Origin of the sequence: Vibrio sp. RE88 (assembly GCF_013113835.1) — a bacterium.
GTDB lineage: Bacteria > Pseudomonadota > Gammaproteobacteria > Enterobacterales > Vibrionaceae > Vibrio.
Map to the genome: position 1 here is coordinate 1 of NZ_VTYQ01000004.1, position 19,195 is coordinate 19,195.

General features: G+C 47.1%; 9 protein-coding genes. 8 read left to right on the plus strand and 1 reads right to left on the minus strand.

Annotated features, from left to right (window positions below):
* The first annotated feature begins 15 nt into the window (after positions 1-15).
* A complete protein-coding gene (locus F0265_RS10120; protein ID WP_301338226.1) occupies positions 16-9,972 on the plus strand; it encodes a cadherin-like domain-containing protein in 9,957 nt (3,318 codons plus the stop codon).
* Between the two features lie 69 nt (positions 9,973-10,041).
* Here F0265_RS10120 and F0265_RS10125 read toward each other — a convergent pair whose 3' ends face one another.
* A complete protein-coding gene (locus tag F0265_RS10125; RefSeq protein WP_171748784.1) occupies positions 10,042-11,370 on the minus strand; it encodes an anaerobic C4-dicarboxylate transporter in 1,329 nt (442 codons plus the stop codon).
* Positions 11,371-11,781: 411 nt separating this feature from the next.
* Between F0265_RS10125 and F0265_RS10130 the strand changes: the two genes are divergently transcribed.
* From F0265_RS10130 to F0265_RS10160, 7 genes are all read left to right on the plus strand, one after another.
* Positions 11,782-12,255: a low molecular weight protein-tyrosine-phosphatase gene (locus F0265_RS10130; protein ID WP_253809414.1), complete on the plus strand. Its 474-nt coding sequence runs from the start codon at positions 11,782-11,784 to the stop codon at positions 12,253-12,255.
* Between the two features lie 209 nt (positions 12,256-12,464).
* Complete coding sequence (wecB, locus tag F0265_RS10135; protein WP_171748785.1) at positions 12,465-13,583, plus strand: UDP-N-acetylglucosamine 2-epimerase (non-hydrolyzing); 1,119 nt, start codon at positions 12,465-12,467, stop codon at positions 13,581-13,583.
* 17 nt (positions 13,584-13,600) lie between these two features.
* Positions 13,601-14,842 (plus strand): UDP-N-acetyl-D-mannosamine dehydrogenase VpsB, encoded by a 1,242-nt coding sequence (gene vpsB / locus F0265_RS10140; RefSeq protein WP_171748786.1) that lies wholly within the window; start codon positions 13,601-13,603, stop codon positions 14,840-14,842.
* 62 nt (positions 14,843-14,904) lie between these two features.
* The gene (locus F0265_RS10145) at positions 14,905-16,041 is read left to right on the plus strand and encodes a VpsD family glycosyltransferase (protein ID WP_253809416.1); all 1,137 of its coding nucleotides are present in this window, start codon (positions 14,905-14,907) and stop codon (positions 16,039-16,041) included.
* The gene (locus F0265_RS10150; protein WP_171748787.1) at positions 16,038-17,468 is read left to right on the plus strand and encodes an oligosaccharide flippase family protein; all 1,431 of its coding nucleotides are present in this window, start codon (positions 16,038-16,040) and stop codon (positions 17,466-17,468) included. The genes F0265_RS10145 and F0265_RS10150 overlap by 4 nt, the downstream gene beginning before the upstream one ends.
* Entirely contained in the window at positions 17,458-18,702 is a 1,245-nt protein-coding gene (locus tag F0265_RS10155; RefSeq protein WP_171748788.1) for a VpsF family polysaccharide biosynthesis protein, read from the plus strand. Before F0265_RS10150 ends, F0265_RS10155 begins: the two co-directional genes overlap by 11 nt.
* The gene (locus F0265_RS10160) at positions 18,695-19,195 is read left to right on the plus strand and encodes a DapH/DapD/GlmU-related protein (protein WP_171748789.1); all 501 of its coding nucleotides are present in this window, start codon (positions 18,695-18,697) and stop codon (positions 19,193-19,195) included. Before F0265_RS10155 ends, F0265_RS10160 begins: the two co-directional genes overlap by 8 nt.

Here is a 19,195-nt window from a genome sequence, read left to right on the forward strand (position 1 = left end):
AACAGCGATAGCGAGTTGATTAACTTCACGGTGGTGGCAACGGATACCGATGGCGACACCGACAGCATTACGCTGCCAGTCACCATTGGCGATGACAGCCCGAATATCGCATCGGTCGAGGCGTTGATCCTCAACGAGAATGACTTAGCCAGTGGCTCGAGCCCAGATGGCACATTACTGAGCAAAGACGGTGACTTCACTACCATTCAAGGGGCAGATAAGGTCGTGAGCTACGAGCTTGACCTGACGACCAATCCAATTGACGGCATGACCTCGCAAGGCAAAGCGGTGACGCTCTCGGAATCAGTCGATGCCAATGGTGTGGCGACGTACACTGCCTCTAGTGCGGACGGCGAAGTGTTCGTCCTGACCTTGCGCCCAGATGGCAGCTATACCTTTGAGCTTAAAGCACCGATTGACCATGATGCCAACAGTGATAGTGAACTGATTAATTTCAAGGTAGTGGCAACGGATACCGATGGTGATACCGACAGCATTACACTGCCAGTGACTATTGGTGATGACAGCCCGAATATTGCATCTGCAGAGGCGCTCATTCTGCAAGAGAATGATCTCTCAGGTGGTTCAAGCCCAGATGGCACCTTGCTGAGCAAAGACGGTAACTTCACCACCATTCAAGGTGCCGATAAGGTTGTGAGTTACGAGCTTGACCTGACCAGCAACCCGATTGATGGCATGACCTCACAAGGCAAAGCCGTCACCTTAGTGGAATCGGTCGATGCCAATGGTGTGGCGACGTACACCGCCTCCAATGCAGACGGTGAAGTATTCGTCCTGACACTACGCCCAGATGGCAGTTACACCTTTGAGCTGAAAGCGCCGATTGACCATGATGCCAACAGCGACAGTGAGTTGATTAACTTTACGGTGGTGGCGACCGATACCGATGGCGATACCGACAGCATTACACTGCCAGTGACTATTGGTGATGACAGCCCGAACATCGCCTCAGCTGAGGCGTTGATCCTCAACGAGAATGACTTAGCCAGTGGCTCTAGCCCAGATGGTACCTTGCTAAGCAAAGACGGCGATTTCACCACCATTCAAGGTGCAGATAAGGTCGTGAGCTACGAGCTTGACCTGACCAGCAATCCGATTGATGGCATGACCTCGCAAGGTAAAGCGGTGACGCTCTCTGAATCTGTCGATGCCAATGGTGTGGCAACGTACACCGCCTCCAGTGCAGACGGTGAAGTATTCGTCCTGACCTTGCGCCCAGATGGCAGTTACACCTTTGAGCTGAAAGCGCCGATTGACCATGATGCCAACAGCGATAGCGAGTTGATTAACTTCACGGTGGTGGCAACGGATACCGATGGCGACACCGACAGCGGCATGACCTCGCAAGGCAAAGCCGTCACCCTAGTGGAATCAGTCGATGCCAATGGTGTGGCGACGTACACCGCTTCCAGTGCCGATGGCGAAGTGTTTGTACTAACCCTGCGCCCAGATGGCAGTTACACCTTTGAGCTGAAAGCGCCGATTGACCATGCTGCCAACAGCGACAGTGAACTGATTAACTTTACGGTAGTGGCAACCGACACTGATGGTGATACCGACAGCATCACGCTGCCAGTCACCATTGGCGATGATAGCCCAAACATCGCCTCAGCTGAGGCGTTGATCCTTAACGAGAATGACCTTGCTGGAGGCTCTAGCCCAGATGGCACCTTGCTGAGCAAAGACGGCGACTTCACCACCATCCAAGGGGCAGATAAGGTGGTGAGCTACGAGCTTGACCTGAGCACCAATCCGATTGACGGCATGACCTCACAAGGTAAAGCGGTGACGCTCTCGGAATCAGTGGATGCCAATGGTGTGGCGACGTACACCGCTTCTAGCGCCGATGGCGAGGTATTCATACTGACCTTGCGCCCAGATGGCAGTTACACCTTTGAGCTCAAAGCGCCGATTGACCATGATGCCAACAGCGACAGTGAACTGATTAATTTCACGGTGGTGGCAACGGATACCGATGGTGACACCGACAGCATTACGCTGCCAGTGACCATTGGCGATGACAGCCCAACTATTCGCTCTATTGACCCATCAAGCACGTTTGTCGTTGATGAAGATGACACCGCAGCAGGCTCTGATACTTCCGGTGCAGCCGCTGTTGCGACAGGCAGTTTTGTCACCACAGAAGGCGCGGATGGTGTTGTTGCTTATGAGTTGGTGAATGTATCCGATACACAAAATGGCCTAACGTCTAACGGACAAGCGGTAACGATTTCTGAGGTAAATGGTGTTGCTGGCGCGACCACTTATCAAGGTGTTGCTGGCGGTCAAGTGATCTTCACTCTAGTACTGTCTGACAACGGTGATTACACTTATACCCAATTCAAAGCTCTGGACCATGCACAAAACAGCGATACGCTGACCATTCCGTTTGATGTGGTTGCTATCGATCAAGACAACGACGCTTCGCCTGCTGTCCGTCTGCCAATTGAAGTCATTGATGATCAACCGACGCTAACAGGTACGACGGGGGAAACTTCTGTCGATGAAGATGACTTAGCGGGTATCGGCTCGGATCGCTCACAAGACACCACGCTCAATGGTAACTTTGTTGTCACTGAAGGCGCTGACGGTGTCGTGGAATATGAGTTGACCAATGCAGATGACACGTTAGATGGCTTGTCTGCTGACGGCGAAGCGCTTGAGTGGGCAGCTGTTCAAACCAGTGGTACGACGTTTACTTATACAGCAATGACTGAAAATGGCCATGAGCCAGTATTTAGAATTGTTTTTGACACGTCAGACAACAGCTATCAATTTGAATTGCTTAAACCTCTCGATCATCCAGATGGTGCGGGTGAAAACAGCGTCCAGATAGACTTTACCATCAAAGCGACAGATTTTGATGGAGATGAGTCCGCTGAGATTAACCTGCCAATCACAGTTGTCGATGATGTTCCGCTGTTGACCGACCACTCGATCTCTAGAGTTGAAGGCAGTGGCTTCAAGAGAGTGAATATGTTTGAAGCCTCCACTGATAAAGGGGCTGATGACGCTGCGATTACGATGATTGAAGGGACCACAGACGGTACCTCAGTGATTAAATTTGGCGGTGAAAATGGTACCTATGTCGATAGTGTCGATATTCAGTCTGGCAATCAAACGATCAAAGTTTACGAAGAATACGATACTGGCAACGGAACACGAGATATCCGTGAACTGGGTGAATTGAGAGTCAACTCCAATGGTGACATCCGTTTCAAAGCGTACGATAACCTAGAACATGATGGTGACACGTTTGATTTCAGTATTGACGTGACTGCGACGGATGGAGACAAAGATACCTCAACGGCGCAATTGGATCTGACTATCGTTGATAGGAAAGCATCAGCAATCGCTCTCAAAGTCACGACTTTCGAAGAATCTGGCCGTGATCCGTCGATAGATTACGATCCAAACAATCCGAATACTGTCGATACCGCTAACGTGCAGGATAACCAGAGTGGTATTTCTGGTCTTGATTCCCCAACACAGATTTTGCTTCAAGCGAATCTGTATGATGCGGATAACAACGAATCTATCGGTGGCATGACGATCAAGGCAGGAGATCATCACGGTACCTTCTACTACTTTGACGGCAGCCAATACGTCGAACTTGAGCCAAACAACAGAGGCAAAATCTACATTGATGGCTCTTTGATTGACCAGACCTCGAGTGTCAATGCTGACGGCGATCAAATCACCACGATCACTAACCTGTATTTTGTGCCAGACAGAAACTACTCGACCGATGAATCAGGTATCAAGATCAAGTATCAGCTTGAAATTGACAATGATGGTACGTTGGATCATAGGCTAAATTCGAGCTTCAGAATCGAAGTGGAAAGTGTCGCCGATATTGCCACCTGGGATGATGCTAATAGCACCTACGAATACACGCTAACAGAAGATGGGGCTCATCAGACGCTCAACTTGAGTGCAGTGACACAAGATACCAGTAATCCGGAGACGATCACCTATCGTCTAGAAGTGACGCAAGGGCAAGGAGAGTTTGAGTTACTAGACGCTTCAGGAAACGTCATTGCAGAGTCATCGCCAGGGGTGTATCTGATCAGCTCTGATGACATCAATAGTGTTCAGCTAAATCCGAGAGATAACTTCTCTGGTGCAATTAAGTTTGATGCTAAAGCGTTAACTGAAGAAGGCTCCAATGCTGTGTCAGGCAAAGAAACTGCTGAATCAGTGGTGCAAGAGCTGGTCTTCAATGTCACGCCAGTAGCAGATGAGAGTAGTTTCTCAGTCAACCGTATTTCCATTTTTGAGGACAACGCAGCGAGCCAAAACACAATTGATCCAGATACAGATCATGAACCGTTTACACTCGACAAAGTTATTACGCTCAACTCGACGGAAGACATTGATACCCCGGGAGATACCTCGGAAGTACTCTACGTTCGTCTGTCTGATTTTACTGACGAGAATGGTCAGCCGCTAACCGGTTTTGAAGTGCGTTGGGTCAGTTCTGGTGATCCGTTGCCACTGATTACCGATGCTAGTGGTAGCTACTATGAGATCGCACAATCTGATTTGGATAAAGTTGAAATTCAACCGCCGTTGCATTCCAACGAGAATTTCACCTTTGAAGCGACAGGTGTGGTGAAAGACACCGCAACGCTTGGCGACGGCTCTCAGGTTACCGATGTTGTTGAAATGGGTGCCAGTAAAACCGTTAACGTGTCGGTGAAAGGTGTCGCTGATATCCCTTACATCCCCGATGTGCAAGATGTGCCAAATACCGGTGCCGAACTGGATACTTGGTACAACTATACCGACGGAAATGGCAATACGGGTGCGCAGGCTGTCATCAACGAAAACTCCAGTATTGAGCTAAGTTTCGCCGTCCTATCAGGTGAAGAAAAAGATGGGGTGAGCGATAACTCTGAATCGATAACGGTACTTCTCTCCGATATTCCTGATGGTGTTCAATTGTACGACAGCAATGGCGGCACCATTGACTTGGTATACGTAGGTAGTGATGCCAATGGGCCGATTTATCAAGCCAACATTACTCAGGAGCAATATAGCTCGGGCATCACCGTTGAACCGCCTAAGAATTCAACGGAAGACATCAATATCACCACGAAAGTGATCGTTACTGAGAATGATGGTCATGTTCGAGAAGTAGACGGCAGCATTCTGGTTAAAGTCGTCCCTGTCATCGACGCTGGCGGCGCTGACGATGCTTATAGTCGCACCTCTACTGGTAACGAAGACAGCTTTATTGTGGTGCCGTGGAGTTTACCAGATGCGGAAAACCCTGACAGAACACCAGATGCGAATGGTCGCGATCACGAATTTGTTTCGTCTATCACCATCTCTGGTTTCCCAGAAGATGTTGAGATTACGATTGACGGCGTGGCAGTTGCCGATTACACCGGTGGTACCGCCACTTACAATGAAACTACCAATACTCTTACGATCACTGGGTTAGACGAAAACTCCAGTCAACCTGTTGTGCGTGTTAAGCCGCCAGAAGATTCTAGCGTCGACATGGATTTACAAACCAAACTAACCATTGAAGAGCATGATGCAGATAACAATGGTGACAGTGTTGCTCCGAAAGAAGTCACGGGGTCATTAACGGTTGTGGTTAGGCCAATTGTTGAGAGCGATGGCGATCTTCAAGTTAAATCGAATAATGCTGTTGTGACTACGATTGATGATGCGGATGACGATGGCCGAATTGACTTCACTATCAACGATCAAAATGGTGATGCGAATGTTATTGTCTTTGAAGATCTTGATCCGAGTTCGGATGAACTAGTCAAAGAAGTGGTGGTTCGTTTTGTCGGCATTTCAGGTGATGACTTGGATCAGCTGTTTGTCACAGGTGCTGTCAACAATGGTGACGGCTCTTGGACAGTGACGGATGAAGAAAACTTCAGCATTGTCGCCCCTGATGGTCTTAGTTACACCGATAGCAATGGGTTACCGAGCAGCACCTTGACGGTTGAGTTTGTCGCTCAGGTTTACGATAAAGGTGATGAAAACGAGAACGGCCCAGTGAGCCAGAAATCGACCACTGTGGATCTCACCTTCCCAACCGATGTTATTGATCAAAATAGTGAAGCGGCGGTGATTGAACAGGTCACGACGCCAGAGGCTATTGTGACTGGAGTCGAAGACAACTACGTCGATCTGAGCAACCAAATTGGTGATGTTATCCAGATTGGTGTCGATGGCAGTAATATCAGTACCGCTGATCATGTCGCGGACCAGCTCACCATAGTGATTGACCCAAGCGATATTCCAGCAGAAGTCAGCGGTTTGAAAGTGATCGGAGCGGAATACGATTTCGCTAATAACCTTTACCTGTTCGAAGCAACCGTCAATCCTGATGGCAGTATTTCGGTTCCTGATGGCCTCAAACTAGAGCTGCCAGAGGATTATGCCGGTGACTTCAACTTACCGATTACCTTTGTCACTACGGATAAAGCGTCCGGTGATGAGAATCGCGTCGACTTGAATATTCCTGTCGCAATCACACCGGTAGTGGACATTGGCCCAGAAGCGGGAGAGCAAGGTCAGCCGTTGGATAGCGATGTCACTCCTGAAGTCACCCTGAATGCAACTTCGGTTGAAAAAGGCACGGGTACTCAGCTGGACTCTAAAGCGCTGGAAGACAATCTGATTAAGCTGGATCTTGATATCGATGTAGCCGATATTCGCAACGATAGCCACCAAGGCCAAGAAACCCTGACGAGAGTCGAAATCACGTTACCTGATTCTAGTTTGGGTTATTTTGCTGATGTGAACGGTGACCCGATCCAACCAGACAGCAGTGTGTTTGTCGTTGATTCCAACGATCCTGCAGTCATTCAGGCGGCATTAGATGGCTTGTACTTTGTACCTAAAGAGAACTATCCGACGGACAGCAGTGGCAATTCAATCTCCTTCACAGTGAAAGGAACGGTTGTCGACCAAACCGTTTTCGACACCACAGGTACGACGCAAGTATCTAATACGGGCAGTGAGCGCACCTTCATCCAGAATGTGGATATTGATATCACGCCGGTTCTAGACCCTGTCACGATGCCAACCGGAGCGGACAATGTCGTTGTGGTTGGTGATGAAGATACCGATATTTCGCTCACTTCGGGCGGTTCAGGCTTGTCGATCGCGTTGAATGATACGGATGGCTCAGAGCAGTTCCTTTCAGCCAAACTAACGGGTGTGCCTGATGACTTTACGGTAACCAGTACTTCGTCTGATTTTGTGGTGAAGAACAGCGGTGGCGGCGAATGGGTCATTCAATTGACCGACCCTAGCGTGACAGAAATCGATCTGTCAGCGATTTCGATTCGCCCAGCAGAGCATTTCAGTGGCACCGCCGATATTGGTATTACGGTGTTTACGCAAGAGCAACTGCTGCAAGAGCCGACTGCACATCAAGGGCAATTCACCATTGATGTGACCCCAGTTGGTGATGTGGTGGACATTGATCCAACAAGCAGTGTGGCGGGTAATGAAGGTGAGAACATCGATATTGCCATCAACGCGAGTATCGTTGATAAAATCGATCTGCTACCGGGTGATGCTGACCAAGATCAGCCAGAAACCCTGTTGATCACTGTCGAACAAGTGCCAGACGGTGCGACTATTTACTATCCAGATGGTGTGACACCCGCGACTAACTTGGGCAATGGTAAGTGGGAACTGCGTGTCGATGCTCAGGAAGTCGATAAGATTGTGTTTAATTCCGGCGATCACAACAAAGGAACTTGGAATGAAGATAGCCTGAAAATTACCGTCCAGTCGGTGGATAAAGATGCGGATGGCAATGAATATCTTGGCCCAACAACGAATCAGGTGTTTGATGTCGCCGTTGATGTTGAAGCGGTGAATGACCGTCCAGAGTTCAACAATATCGCTGATATTCAGACCGCAGAAGATACTGTCGTGGCGATTAAAGGCTTCACGGTGTCCGATGTGGATTCTAGCCTTGATGATCCTGATGCAGAATACACGTTGACTTTGAATATAGACAGCGGCGAGCTATTCCAAAACGCCACGATAGCAGCTAACAATGGGCTCACCGTCTCGGTGGGTGCTTCAGGTCAGACTGTGACGATTACGGGTAAAGTTGCTGACATCAATACGGCTCTTGCTCAAGACCTTGTCACATTCAAACCGGATGAAAACAGCAATGATTTGATCGACACTGATGGCGTTAAAGTGACGGCCCACATCGACGATCAAGGCAATGTGGGTTCGGTGGATGCTGCAAACCCAGATACCTCAAACACCAACGAAACGTCATTCGTTATTCATGTCTCTGAAGTGAATGACGAGCCTCAAGCTGGCGATCTTGACCTAGGGGATATGCTTGAAGAAGGCAGTATTCAGATCACCGCCGCGCAGTTGATTGCCGCCAGCAACGATATTGATGGTGATGATTTGGTGGTTAAGTCCATCTCTGTCCCAGCAGAGCAAGGTACGCTGACTCTTAACCCAGACGGTGTCTCTTGGACGTTTACGGCAGCAGATGACTTTAATGGTGATGTGTCCATCAGCTATACCGTTGAGGACAATGGCACAACAAATGGGGTCAATGACTTCCTTCAAGATACAGGTACGGTTTCACTGTCAGTGATTGGGGTGAATGATAAGCCGGAGATTGATGTGGATGACATTACAACCATCATCAATGAGTCTTCGGGCCAGTTGATCAGTGGAATCTCCGTCAGTGATGCAGACTATGTCGACGCATTTGCTAATGATGCCATGACAGTCACGCTCAGTGTCGATTTTGGACAGCTGAATGTAACCATACCTGCGGGTTCTTCAATCACAGCGACTCCGTCGTCAGGCAGTTCAATTACACTGACGGGCACCATTGGTGAACTGAACGCCCTGCTGGATTCTCCATCTGCCGGCACAGGTGTAACCTTTGATGCGACACACGCCCCATCTGACAGCGTGATGCTCACCATCACCGCGACGGATTCAGGCAACCCTTCAGGCATGGTGATGTCGGAGACAACGCAAAAACCGATCACGATTACACCTGTTGCCAACGCGCCAACTCTATCGATTGCGCCAGATAACAATTATGTGAAGAACATTAATGCCAGTCTGACCGCAAGCAATAATGGTATCGCTCTACTGGGTATCGTTGCGGCACTCACGGATGTCCATGAAGTTCTATCTCTTGAGTTATCGGACCTCCCTGATGGGGCAACGGTGGAAACGTCGTCAGGAACACTCGTTCCAGTGGGCGGCAAAGTCGTGGTGCCAGCAGACGATATTGATAGCGTCTCTATCGTTGGTGCTCAGGAAGGGTCACATACTATTCAATTGACCGCGGTGTCGACTGAAACGGATAACTCTACGGCTGAATCAGCGCCTATTGATATCAACCTTAATGTGACCAGTGATATCTCCGATATTGATGTTTCTTCCTCTAGTCAAGATAACCAGCTATTGGGTAGTGACGAAGGTATCGAATTGCAGGCAGGTTCCGGTGATGATCGAATCGAAGGCGGCGCTGGCAATGACACTCTCATCGGTGGTGCTGGCGATGATACCTTACTGGGCGGCGCTGGTGACGACATTCTTGATGGCGGCTTAGGTTCAGATATTCTAACGGGTGGTACTGGTGAAGATACCTTTATCTGGCATGAAATTGATGATGGTGCAACGGATACTATTACCGATTTCAGTATCGCAGAAGGGGATCAGATTGACCTGCGTGAAGTACTACCTGAGCTGAAGCAAGCGAATGTTGATATGGATACTTTGCTGTCTCACTTGGATGCTAAGTTAGTCGATGGAGATGATATTGAACTGAATGTGCACCCTGATGGCAATGGAAACGGTGAGCAAACCATATTGGTGGAGGACTTAGGTCAACAGATAGATTTCAACAGTATGGATTCGTCGCAAATTATCTCGACATTGCTTGATCAGCACATCATCGTACACGATCAGTAACTCTAAATAGAAAAGCGCCCTTAACCTTGTTCAGGCTAGGTTGAGGGCGCTTTGTTTTATCTCGTGTGTTTAGCCGATAACAACCTGACCTAACACATACCCCAAACAGCACGCGCCAACCACACCTATCAAGCCAACAGACATAAATGAATGGTTGAAATACCACTTACCGATTTTGGTTGTACCGGAAGTATCAAAATTCACCGTGGCGATATCCGAAGGGTAATTCGGGATGAAGAAATAGCCATAAACGGCAGGCATTAAACCAATCAATAGTGCGGGATCTAAGCCGAGCCCCAGACCGACAGGAAGCATCATGCGAGCCGTCGCGGCTTGTGAGTTGACCACTACGGAGACGATGAACAGCGCCAGAGCGAATGTCCAAGGGTAATTAGTCACCATTTCAACAATACCCGAACGGAATTGAGGCATGGCATATTTAAAGTAAGTGTCTGACATCCATGCAATACCAAAGATGGCAATAGCTGCAACCATGCCAGATTTGAACACCACGCCGTTAGGGACATCGCGAGGATCGGTTTTGGTTGCCAGCAAGATCACACCGCCAAAACACAACATCATCATCTGAATAATTACAGACATCTTAATTGGTTTATCGCCATCAACGACGGTGCGAATTTCCGGCACCATCGCGATAATGACAATGGTTATGATAGAGGCATGGAAGATCAGCACTGCGTTACGAGCCGATGCAGGTAGCACTTCATCGAGAGAAGTGGCTGTTGTGCTCTCAATACGCTTGCGCCATTCGGGATCTTTGAGTCTCGCCTGATACTCCGGGTCATCATCCAGTTCCTTTCCTCGTTTTAGGCTATATAGAGACATCAGCAGCGTGCCAAACAGCGTTGCAGGAACTGTCACCATCAGGATGGACAGCAAGGTGATGTCGTGCTGAATATCGGTAAGTTGAGCGAGGTAGTAGACCACTGCTGCAGATATGGGAGATGCGGTAATCGCTATTTGTGAAGCCACTGAAGACGCTGCCATAGGCCGCTCAGGGCGAATACCATTTTTCAATGCTACATCGCCAATAATAGGCATGATGGAATAGACAGCGTGGCCGGTACCTAAGAGAAACGTCATTGAGTAAGTAACGAAAGGGGCGATGAGTGTCACGCGTTTGGGATTTTTGCGCAGAAGTCTCTCTGCCACTTGCAACATATACTTCAAGCCACCAGCGGCCTCTAAGATAGACGCGCAGGTTACTACCGCAAGGATGATCAACATGACCGTAACAGGTGGTGATGTCGGCGGCATCTTGAAGATGAAGACTTCAATCACCAATCCAATTCCTGATACGACACCTAAACCGATACCACCATAGCGCGAACCGATGTAGAGCATTAACAACAGGAAGAGAAACTCAAAATACAACATAGAGTAATTCCTTAAATATATTGTGGATATTGGTATTGTCAGAAGCTGGAAGATAAATTTCTTCGTTGATGGTCACACAATATTGATGAGCAAAATTGGAAAGCGCTTTCTAAGACGTTGCTCACAAGGATATCAATGCAACTCACTGACTATTAACAGTAATTTCACACAATTAGAACGGAATAGATAAGTAACGGCTGAGTTGTGGTGTGTGGTTGGAAAATCGATCTTCGTAGTAGCAGAAGGGATTAGCATCGAGGTGTGACGGATAATAATTGGAATAATAACTCAAATATTATTTGGCAATTATTTTATATACTCAAAATTGAGACAACTTAGATTACATCAATAAGATAACCTATAGCCGATTTATAGCTTGGAAAAAATATATATAAAATTTGGTTAATCGCTATGGAAAGTATGCCTTCGATCCTTATTGTTTGTATGGGTAATATATGCCGATCACCACTTGCTGAAGTTGTTCTGAAAACAAAAGCACAGCAGCGTGGCTTAGTACTCAATATTGCCAGTGCTGGAACCATTCGCGATCAAGTTGGCAACTCGCCAGACAGACAGGTCCAATCTTTAGCGAGCCAGCACGGTTATGACCTGAATGGTCTGACGGCAACACAAGTGACGAGAAATGATTTTTCTAACTATGACATGGTGTTAGCAGCAGACAGAGCAAACTTGGCTGCGCTATACGACCTCTGTCCTAGGGAGCACAGAAACAAGCTCGCTTTGTTCCTCTCGTATTCTGATATTGATGAAAATGAAATTCCAGACCCTTATCAAGGGAGTCGAGTTCGTCACCAGAAAGCCTTTGAACTGATCGAACAAGGGAGTGATGGTGTGCTCAATTATATAACGTCAATAGCGGCATAAATTTATTTTTCCAGTTATTAAAAATGAGACACATCAGAAGAACTGTTTATTAATTGATATTGAGTCTTTCTTATATATAAGACTCATTTTTATTTTTTGTATTTATTTTTCTATTGTCTTGCCGGGCTCAGGTCCGGTTGGGTAAGTATTATTTTAAATTTTATCGATAGCGATAAATGACTCTTGGCTTAATTCAGGGAACAAGTGTTGTGAAAAAGGTTTTGATTACGTTTGGTACGCGACCAGAAGCAATAAAAATGGCGCCTTTGGTTCATCAAATGAAAAGTGACTCTCGATTTGAAACCAAAGTATGTGTAACTGGGCAGCACAGAGAAATGCTGCATCAGGTATTGGAGCTTTTCCACGTCGAGCCCGATTATGACCTCGATATTATGGAACCGGGTCAAACACTGACAACGGTAACAACTAAGATTTTAACGGGTATGGAAGGTGTTCTTAGCGAGTTTAAGCCTGATGTCGTTTTGGTACATGGTGACACAGCAACCACTTTAGGCGCTACGTTAGCCTCGTATTACCAGCAAATTCCGGTAGGTCACGTTGAAGCGGGCCTTCGAACTGGAAACATCTATTCTCCATGGCCTGAAGAAGGGAACCGAAAACTTACAGGTTCCCTAACGAAATTCCATTTCGCGCCAACAAAAACCTCTTTACAGAATCTCGTTGATGAAAACGTGCCTGCCACGGATGTTCACGTGACGGGTAACACGGTTATCGATGCGCTGTTCATGATTCGCGACAAGATTGAAAACGATTCAGACCTCAGAGCAACACTAGACAGCGTGTTCCCAATGCTTGAATCCGACAAGAAACTGATTCTGGTGACTGGCCATAGAAGAGAGAGTTTTGGTGGCGGCTTTGAGCGTATCTGTCAGGCATTGTCTGACACGGCGTTGCGCCACCCAGATTGTCAGATACTGTATCCGGTTCATCTAAACCCGAACGTACAAGAACCTGTCAATCGCTTGCTCAAAGATATTCCAAACATCCATTTAGTGGAGCCTCAACAGTATTTGCCGTTTGTTTATCTGATGAATAAGGCTCACATCATATTGACGGACTCTGGCGGTATACAGGAAGAGGCTCCATCTCTCGGTAAACCCGTTCTGGTTATGCGAGATACCACCGAAAGACCGGAAGCTGTGGAAGCGGGAACGGTCAAACTGGTCGGTACGGACAGCGATTTGATTTGCCGCGAGCTCACTCAGCTTTTGACTGATCAAGCAGCCTATGAATCCATGAGTCAGGCCCACAATCCTTATGGTGATGGGCAGGCTTGTCAAAGAATTGCAGATATTTTAGCGCTTTAAAGATTAAGGAACACACAATGTTTAACAAGGTTTCAGTTGTAGGCTTGGGCTATATCGGCTTACCAACAGCTGCGGTTATTGCTTCTCGCGGAATTGAAGTGATCGGTATTGATGTCAATCAGCATGCGGTGGACACCATCAATCAAGGTGAGATTCATATTGTTGAGCCGGATTTGGATATCGTAGTTCGCAGTGCGGTAATGACAGGAAAACTCAAGGCAACCACTGTTCCTGAAGCTGCCGATGCTTTCATGGTTGCGGTTCCAACACCATTTAAAGGTGATAACCACGAGCCTGATCTGAGCTACATTGAAAGTGCCGCAAAGGCAATTGCACCAGTGCTCGAGAAAGGCAACTTAGTGGTATTGGAAAGCACGTCACCAGTAGGTGCTACCGAAAAGATGGCTGGCTGGCTAGCAGAAGCACGCCCTGACCTGACTTTCCCACAGCAAAGTGGAGACGCTGCGGATATCAAAGTTGCGCATTGTCCAGAGCGTGTATTGCCGGGTTATGTTCTACAAGAATTGGTAAGCAATGATCGCGTGATTGGCGGCATGAGCGATGCCTGTAACAAACGTGCAGTTGAACTTTATCAAACCTTTGTGCGCGGGGAATGTATTCTCACGAACTCTCGCACGGCGGAAATGGCCAAACTGACTGAAAACTCATTCCGTGATGTGAACATTGCATTCGCCAATGAACTGTCTCTTATTTGTGAAAAGTTGAAGATCAACGTTTGGGAATTGATCAAACTTTCTAATCGCCACCCACGTGTGAATATTCTTAACCCAGGTCCTGGTGTCGGTGGACACTGTATCGCAGTCGACCCATGGTTCATCGTGAACAGCTGCCCAGAAGAAGCAAAAGTGATTGCGACAGCTCGTGAAGTGAATGATGGCAAGCCTCATTGGGTGATTGATCAGGTTAAACAAGCTGCAGATGAATTCAAAAAGCCCGTAATCGCTTGTTTAGGCTTAGCGTTTAAAGCCGATATTGATGATCTGCGAGAAAGTCCAGCACTGGATATCACAACAAAGTTAGCCAATGAGAATGTGGGGCAGGTGATCGCTGTCGAACCTAACATTTCTTCGCTGCCGGAAAATCTGGTTAAAGCGGGCGTTGAATTTATGGATCTAGAACGTGCTCTTGAAGTGGCGAATGTGGTTGTGGTCCTTGTCGATCATAAGCAATTTAAAGCCGCCGACAAACTCGCTTTCAGCAAGAAAGTGGTGATAGATACAAGAGGTGTTCTAGCGTGATATGAGTCAGAGAGTGAAGCGGCTCAGTCATTCACTCTCTGAGCTTTCTCGCTAAAGGTTCGATGATGAAAAAAGTCCTACTAGTGATGCCATTGAGTACCCTTAAATGGGGAAGTGACAACGCCGGTGGCGTTGATTCCGTCTGCCAGCAAATAGTTCAGTCACTTGAGCTCAGTGCGCCTGAAGGTTTTGAGTATGAAATTCTGGCAATCAAAGTGGGTTCGTCGCAACAAGAGTTAAACAAAAGAATTCAACTTAATGAGCGAACTCACATCACTTTCATCCCTAGTAAAGGGAAAATATTGGGACTACCTGTACCTGGGTTTGTTTTTCAGAACGTTAAGCTTAGTGAGCTTGCTCGTCGCTTTCAGCCGGATGTGATTCACAGTCATCTGCCGAGTCTTCCATTATTGCCAAGCCGTGGCGTCAGTTCGATGATCACACTGCACTCTCTAGGGAAAGTGGGTAGAAAAAGTCGTGGCTGGCTCAACAACTTAATCTTTGAAACCTTGCTTCCCGCTTTCAGTTTACGCTCTGCCGATAGGCTAACTTACGTAGGCGATATTTTGTTTGACTCACTACCAAGTACCATGCACGAAAAGGCGTATAAGGTGGGGAATCCGGTTAATGATGTTTACTTTAAGAGAACAAATCGATCGACGTCAGATACGTTACGCTTGGTGACTTGCTCTTTGATTTCACCACGCAAACAAGTCGATAAGATCATCAAGCTGGTAGCTCGGTTAGCGAAATCTATTAGCGTTGAGCTACAGATCATAGGCCCTGTTGATGAAGGCTACGAGAGAGAGCTTAACGCACTGGCAGAAGAGTTAGGTGTTGCTGAAAGAATGGTTTGGCTTGGCCCAATGAATGTGGAGCAAATCAAGCAAGTGTATGCAAATTCTGATGTTGGCGTGTTTCTTTCCATTGAGGAGACGTTTGGCCTTGCACCATTAGAAAAGCTTGCCTCTGGCCTGCCTGTGATCGCAACTGAAGTGGGTATCTTGCAGGAAGAGCAAACCTATTTTAGCGCTGCTGGTGTGCACTACACATTGGCTGATGGTTCCGAAAAGGAAACTGAAAACGTTTTGCAGTTTTTGCACAATCTGCCCTTGGTGGATACCGAGTCATTGAAAGCGAAGTTTTCACCGCGTGCTGTAGTCGATGAGTACCAAAAGCTTTACGGAGAGTTGTTGTGATCAAAAAGCTGCTCACCTATGCCCCTGTTCAGATCTTTTCTGCTCTCAGCTTGTTTGCGCTTATTGCTGTCCAGACTCGCTTTCTTTTGCCCGAAGAATACGGCTTTCTCGCTGTCTTGATGGTGATTGTGGAAGCGTCACGTTCAGTATTAGTTCAGTGGATCAATAACTGCCTCATTCGTTTCTATCCGAGTGCGGAACTGGATCGGCAGAAACAGATCTGTGCGACGGTTGTTCGTTGGTTGATTGGCAATATCCTCTTCTCTTTCTTTGTCATTGGTGCTTTGGTCGCTCTACTGACAGAGTTTGAATGGCGTGTCTTTTTTGCGGTTTACGCCTTCTTTGTTGCTAAAGCTCTCTATCTGTTTACGACTGAATACGCGCGTGTGAACCAGAAGGCGGACTACTATCGCCGAGCTGTAATGACTCAGGCGATCTTGTCGATATTCGCAACCGTGCTATTCCTATCACTATTCCCCACTCTTGAAATGGCGTTGCTGTCTTTAGTCGTGAGTCACTCGATAGGGTTTGCGATGTGTGTTGGTGCTGGAGAGTGGCACAGGAAAGTGATTGCGGAAACCGCGCTTAAAAAAGAGCTGTTCTCTTACGGCGCGCCGCTCATGTTGTCTGGTCTATTGGGAATACTGGCAGCAAGAAGTGATCGTCTTTTTATTGCAAACCTTACAGGGCTTGAACAAGCAGGACAATATGCCGCGATTGCGAATCTATTGTTCGGCATTATGGCGTTAGTTTTTATGGCCATTGCTCTACCGCTTTATCCAGAACTCACCAAACTAACCGAAGACAGAACACGTTTAATTGCTAAGCACAAGATGTATAGCGGCTTGTTGTTCGCACTCAGCTTGCCTGCGACTACAGGCCTGTGTTTGCTAGCTCCGGCACTAGTGGGCATTTTCCTTGGTGATGCATACGCAGATATCGACTTAACCACGTTTTATTTGGTCGCCGCTGCCGCCTTGATGTTTAACTTACGCGCACATTTCTTTGATCATGGTTTGCAGTTCACACTACAAACCAAGTACGTGCCTTTGATCATGGCGGTTGTGTTACTTGTTCAAGTGCTGGCGGCTTTTGCTTTTATTCCTCAATTTGGCGCATTGGGAGCTGCAATCGGCATTCTATTGGCCATGTTTGTGGGCCTCTTGCTAACGGCCTTTGTTGGTTGGAAGGCGGGATATCGATACCCCATTCCTCAATCCTTGCTAAAAACCGTGACTGCAACGGGTGTGATGGCGCTAGCGATTCTTGTTATCCAGCCATCCCTTGGTCAAATCAACAATGTCTTGGCTCTGATTATCTCGATTGGTATTGCTTTAGCGGTTTATGGTTTGGCGCATTTGCTGTTGAACAGCTTTGAAGTTCGCTCATCGCTACTCAAGCTAAGGAGTAGGCAAGGTGCTGTCTAAGATCTATCTACTGCCTTTTATCGCTATTGCATCATCGATTCTACTTGGTGGTTACATGCTAGAAGACCTTGGGGTGCCGTATGTATCTCAAGGGGGATCGCCACTGTTTAAGATCCACTTGTACTCCTACCTGATTCTCATGGGGTTTGGGTTGGTATTTCTGTTTGATGGGATGAAAGGTATTGCTCAACGGTTAGGCAGCTATTACCATTTTTGGCTGATTGCGTTGGCATGCAACGTGTTCGTGATCCTATATGGTTTTGCCATTCATGGTTCATCAGGAATGGCGTATTTGGTTAATACATTTTTGGCGCCAGTTTTGATCGTACCGCTACTGGCTTGCCTTAACGATAATCAAAAGTCCTTTCTGCTCAAACTGATTGCCTATCTAATACTGCTCAATTCGTTTGTGGCGGTGATGGAATACATGCTCCATTTTCGCCTGGTCAAGGTTGATTTTCAGGAGTTTTCTTTCTTTCGCTCAACGGCATTTCTCACTCACCCGCTTAACAACGCGCTGATAACGGTCAGTATTGCGCTACTCGTTGCCAACAAAACCAAGCTGCCAGGCTTTGTGTATATGTTGATTGTTGCGCTAGCGTTATTCGCATTCGGCGGTAGAGCTGCGTTAGCTATCTTTATCTGTGCAGTATCGGTGTCGTTTGCTCCCATGTTATGGAAAGCTATCACTCAAGGCATTCCTGATAATAAGCAAAAAATCGCTCTATTTATGCTGATCGGATATTTCTCGTTTTGGGCTGGTGCGTATCTGCTGGTTGAGTCCGGCATTACGGAACGAATTGCATCAAAACTTTATATTGATGGCAGCGCGTCGGCTAGATTGGACGTATTCTACTTAATCGATCAATTAAGTGTTCGAGAGTGGATATTTGGCGCAAGCCATCGTCTACTTGAGTCCATTGAGCTCTACTTAGACATTGATGTCATAGAAAACTATTTGGTTGGTTGGATTTTCACTTTTGGGCTTGTAGGTGCTGTTCCTCTGTTTGTAACGGTTTTTGTGCCGTTGGGCTACTTTGCTGTATCAGGCAACTATATTGAACGCGTAACTATCCTGTCTTTTGCTCTGGTCAGTATCACCAATAACTCCCTAACAACAAAAACCCCAGCATTGCTTCTACTTTTCTCTTGTTTGTACTTAGCTAAGTCACTTAGGGAAAGGTTGCTAGCTCCTCAAAATTCTCATTTAAATTCAGGTTGTTCACATGCCTAATGCTATCGCTCTATATCGTATTGCACGTTGGTTCTATCTAAAAAAAGTACCGATAATTCCCGAGATATTTCAGCTATTCATATTCGTTCTATATGGAAGCCGAGTCTCTGCCAAGTGTCAGATTGGCAAAGGGAGCATGTTTGCTTACAAAGGGATGGGCGTATTACTTCATGACAGAACGGTGATTGGTGAAATGTGCAACATAGGTGTCGGTTGCAAAACAGCAGGTAAAGGCCCTTATCGAGAGGTACCTCGAATAGGCAGTCGTGTTTACCTTGGCCCCAATTGCATACTCATCGGCCCAATTATTGTTGGTGACAATGCAATCATCGGCGCAAACAGTGTGGTGACAAAAAGCGTCCCAGAAGGCGCTATCGTGGGTGGGATTCCAGCCAAAATTATTGGGTGGGTAAAAGACAACGATTATGACATTCATGACAATCGTTCTGACGTTGAAGGAACAGTCCCGTTCCTTCAAGACCTTCGTGGTTAG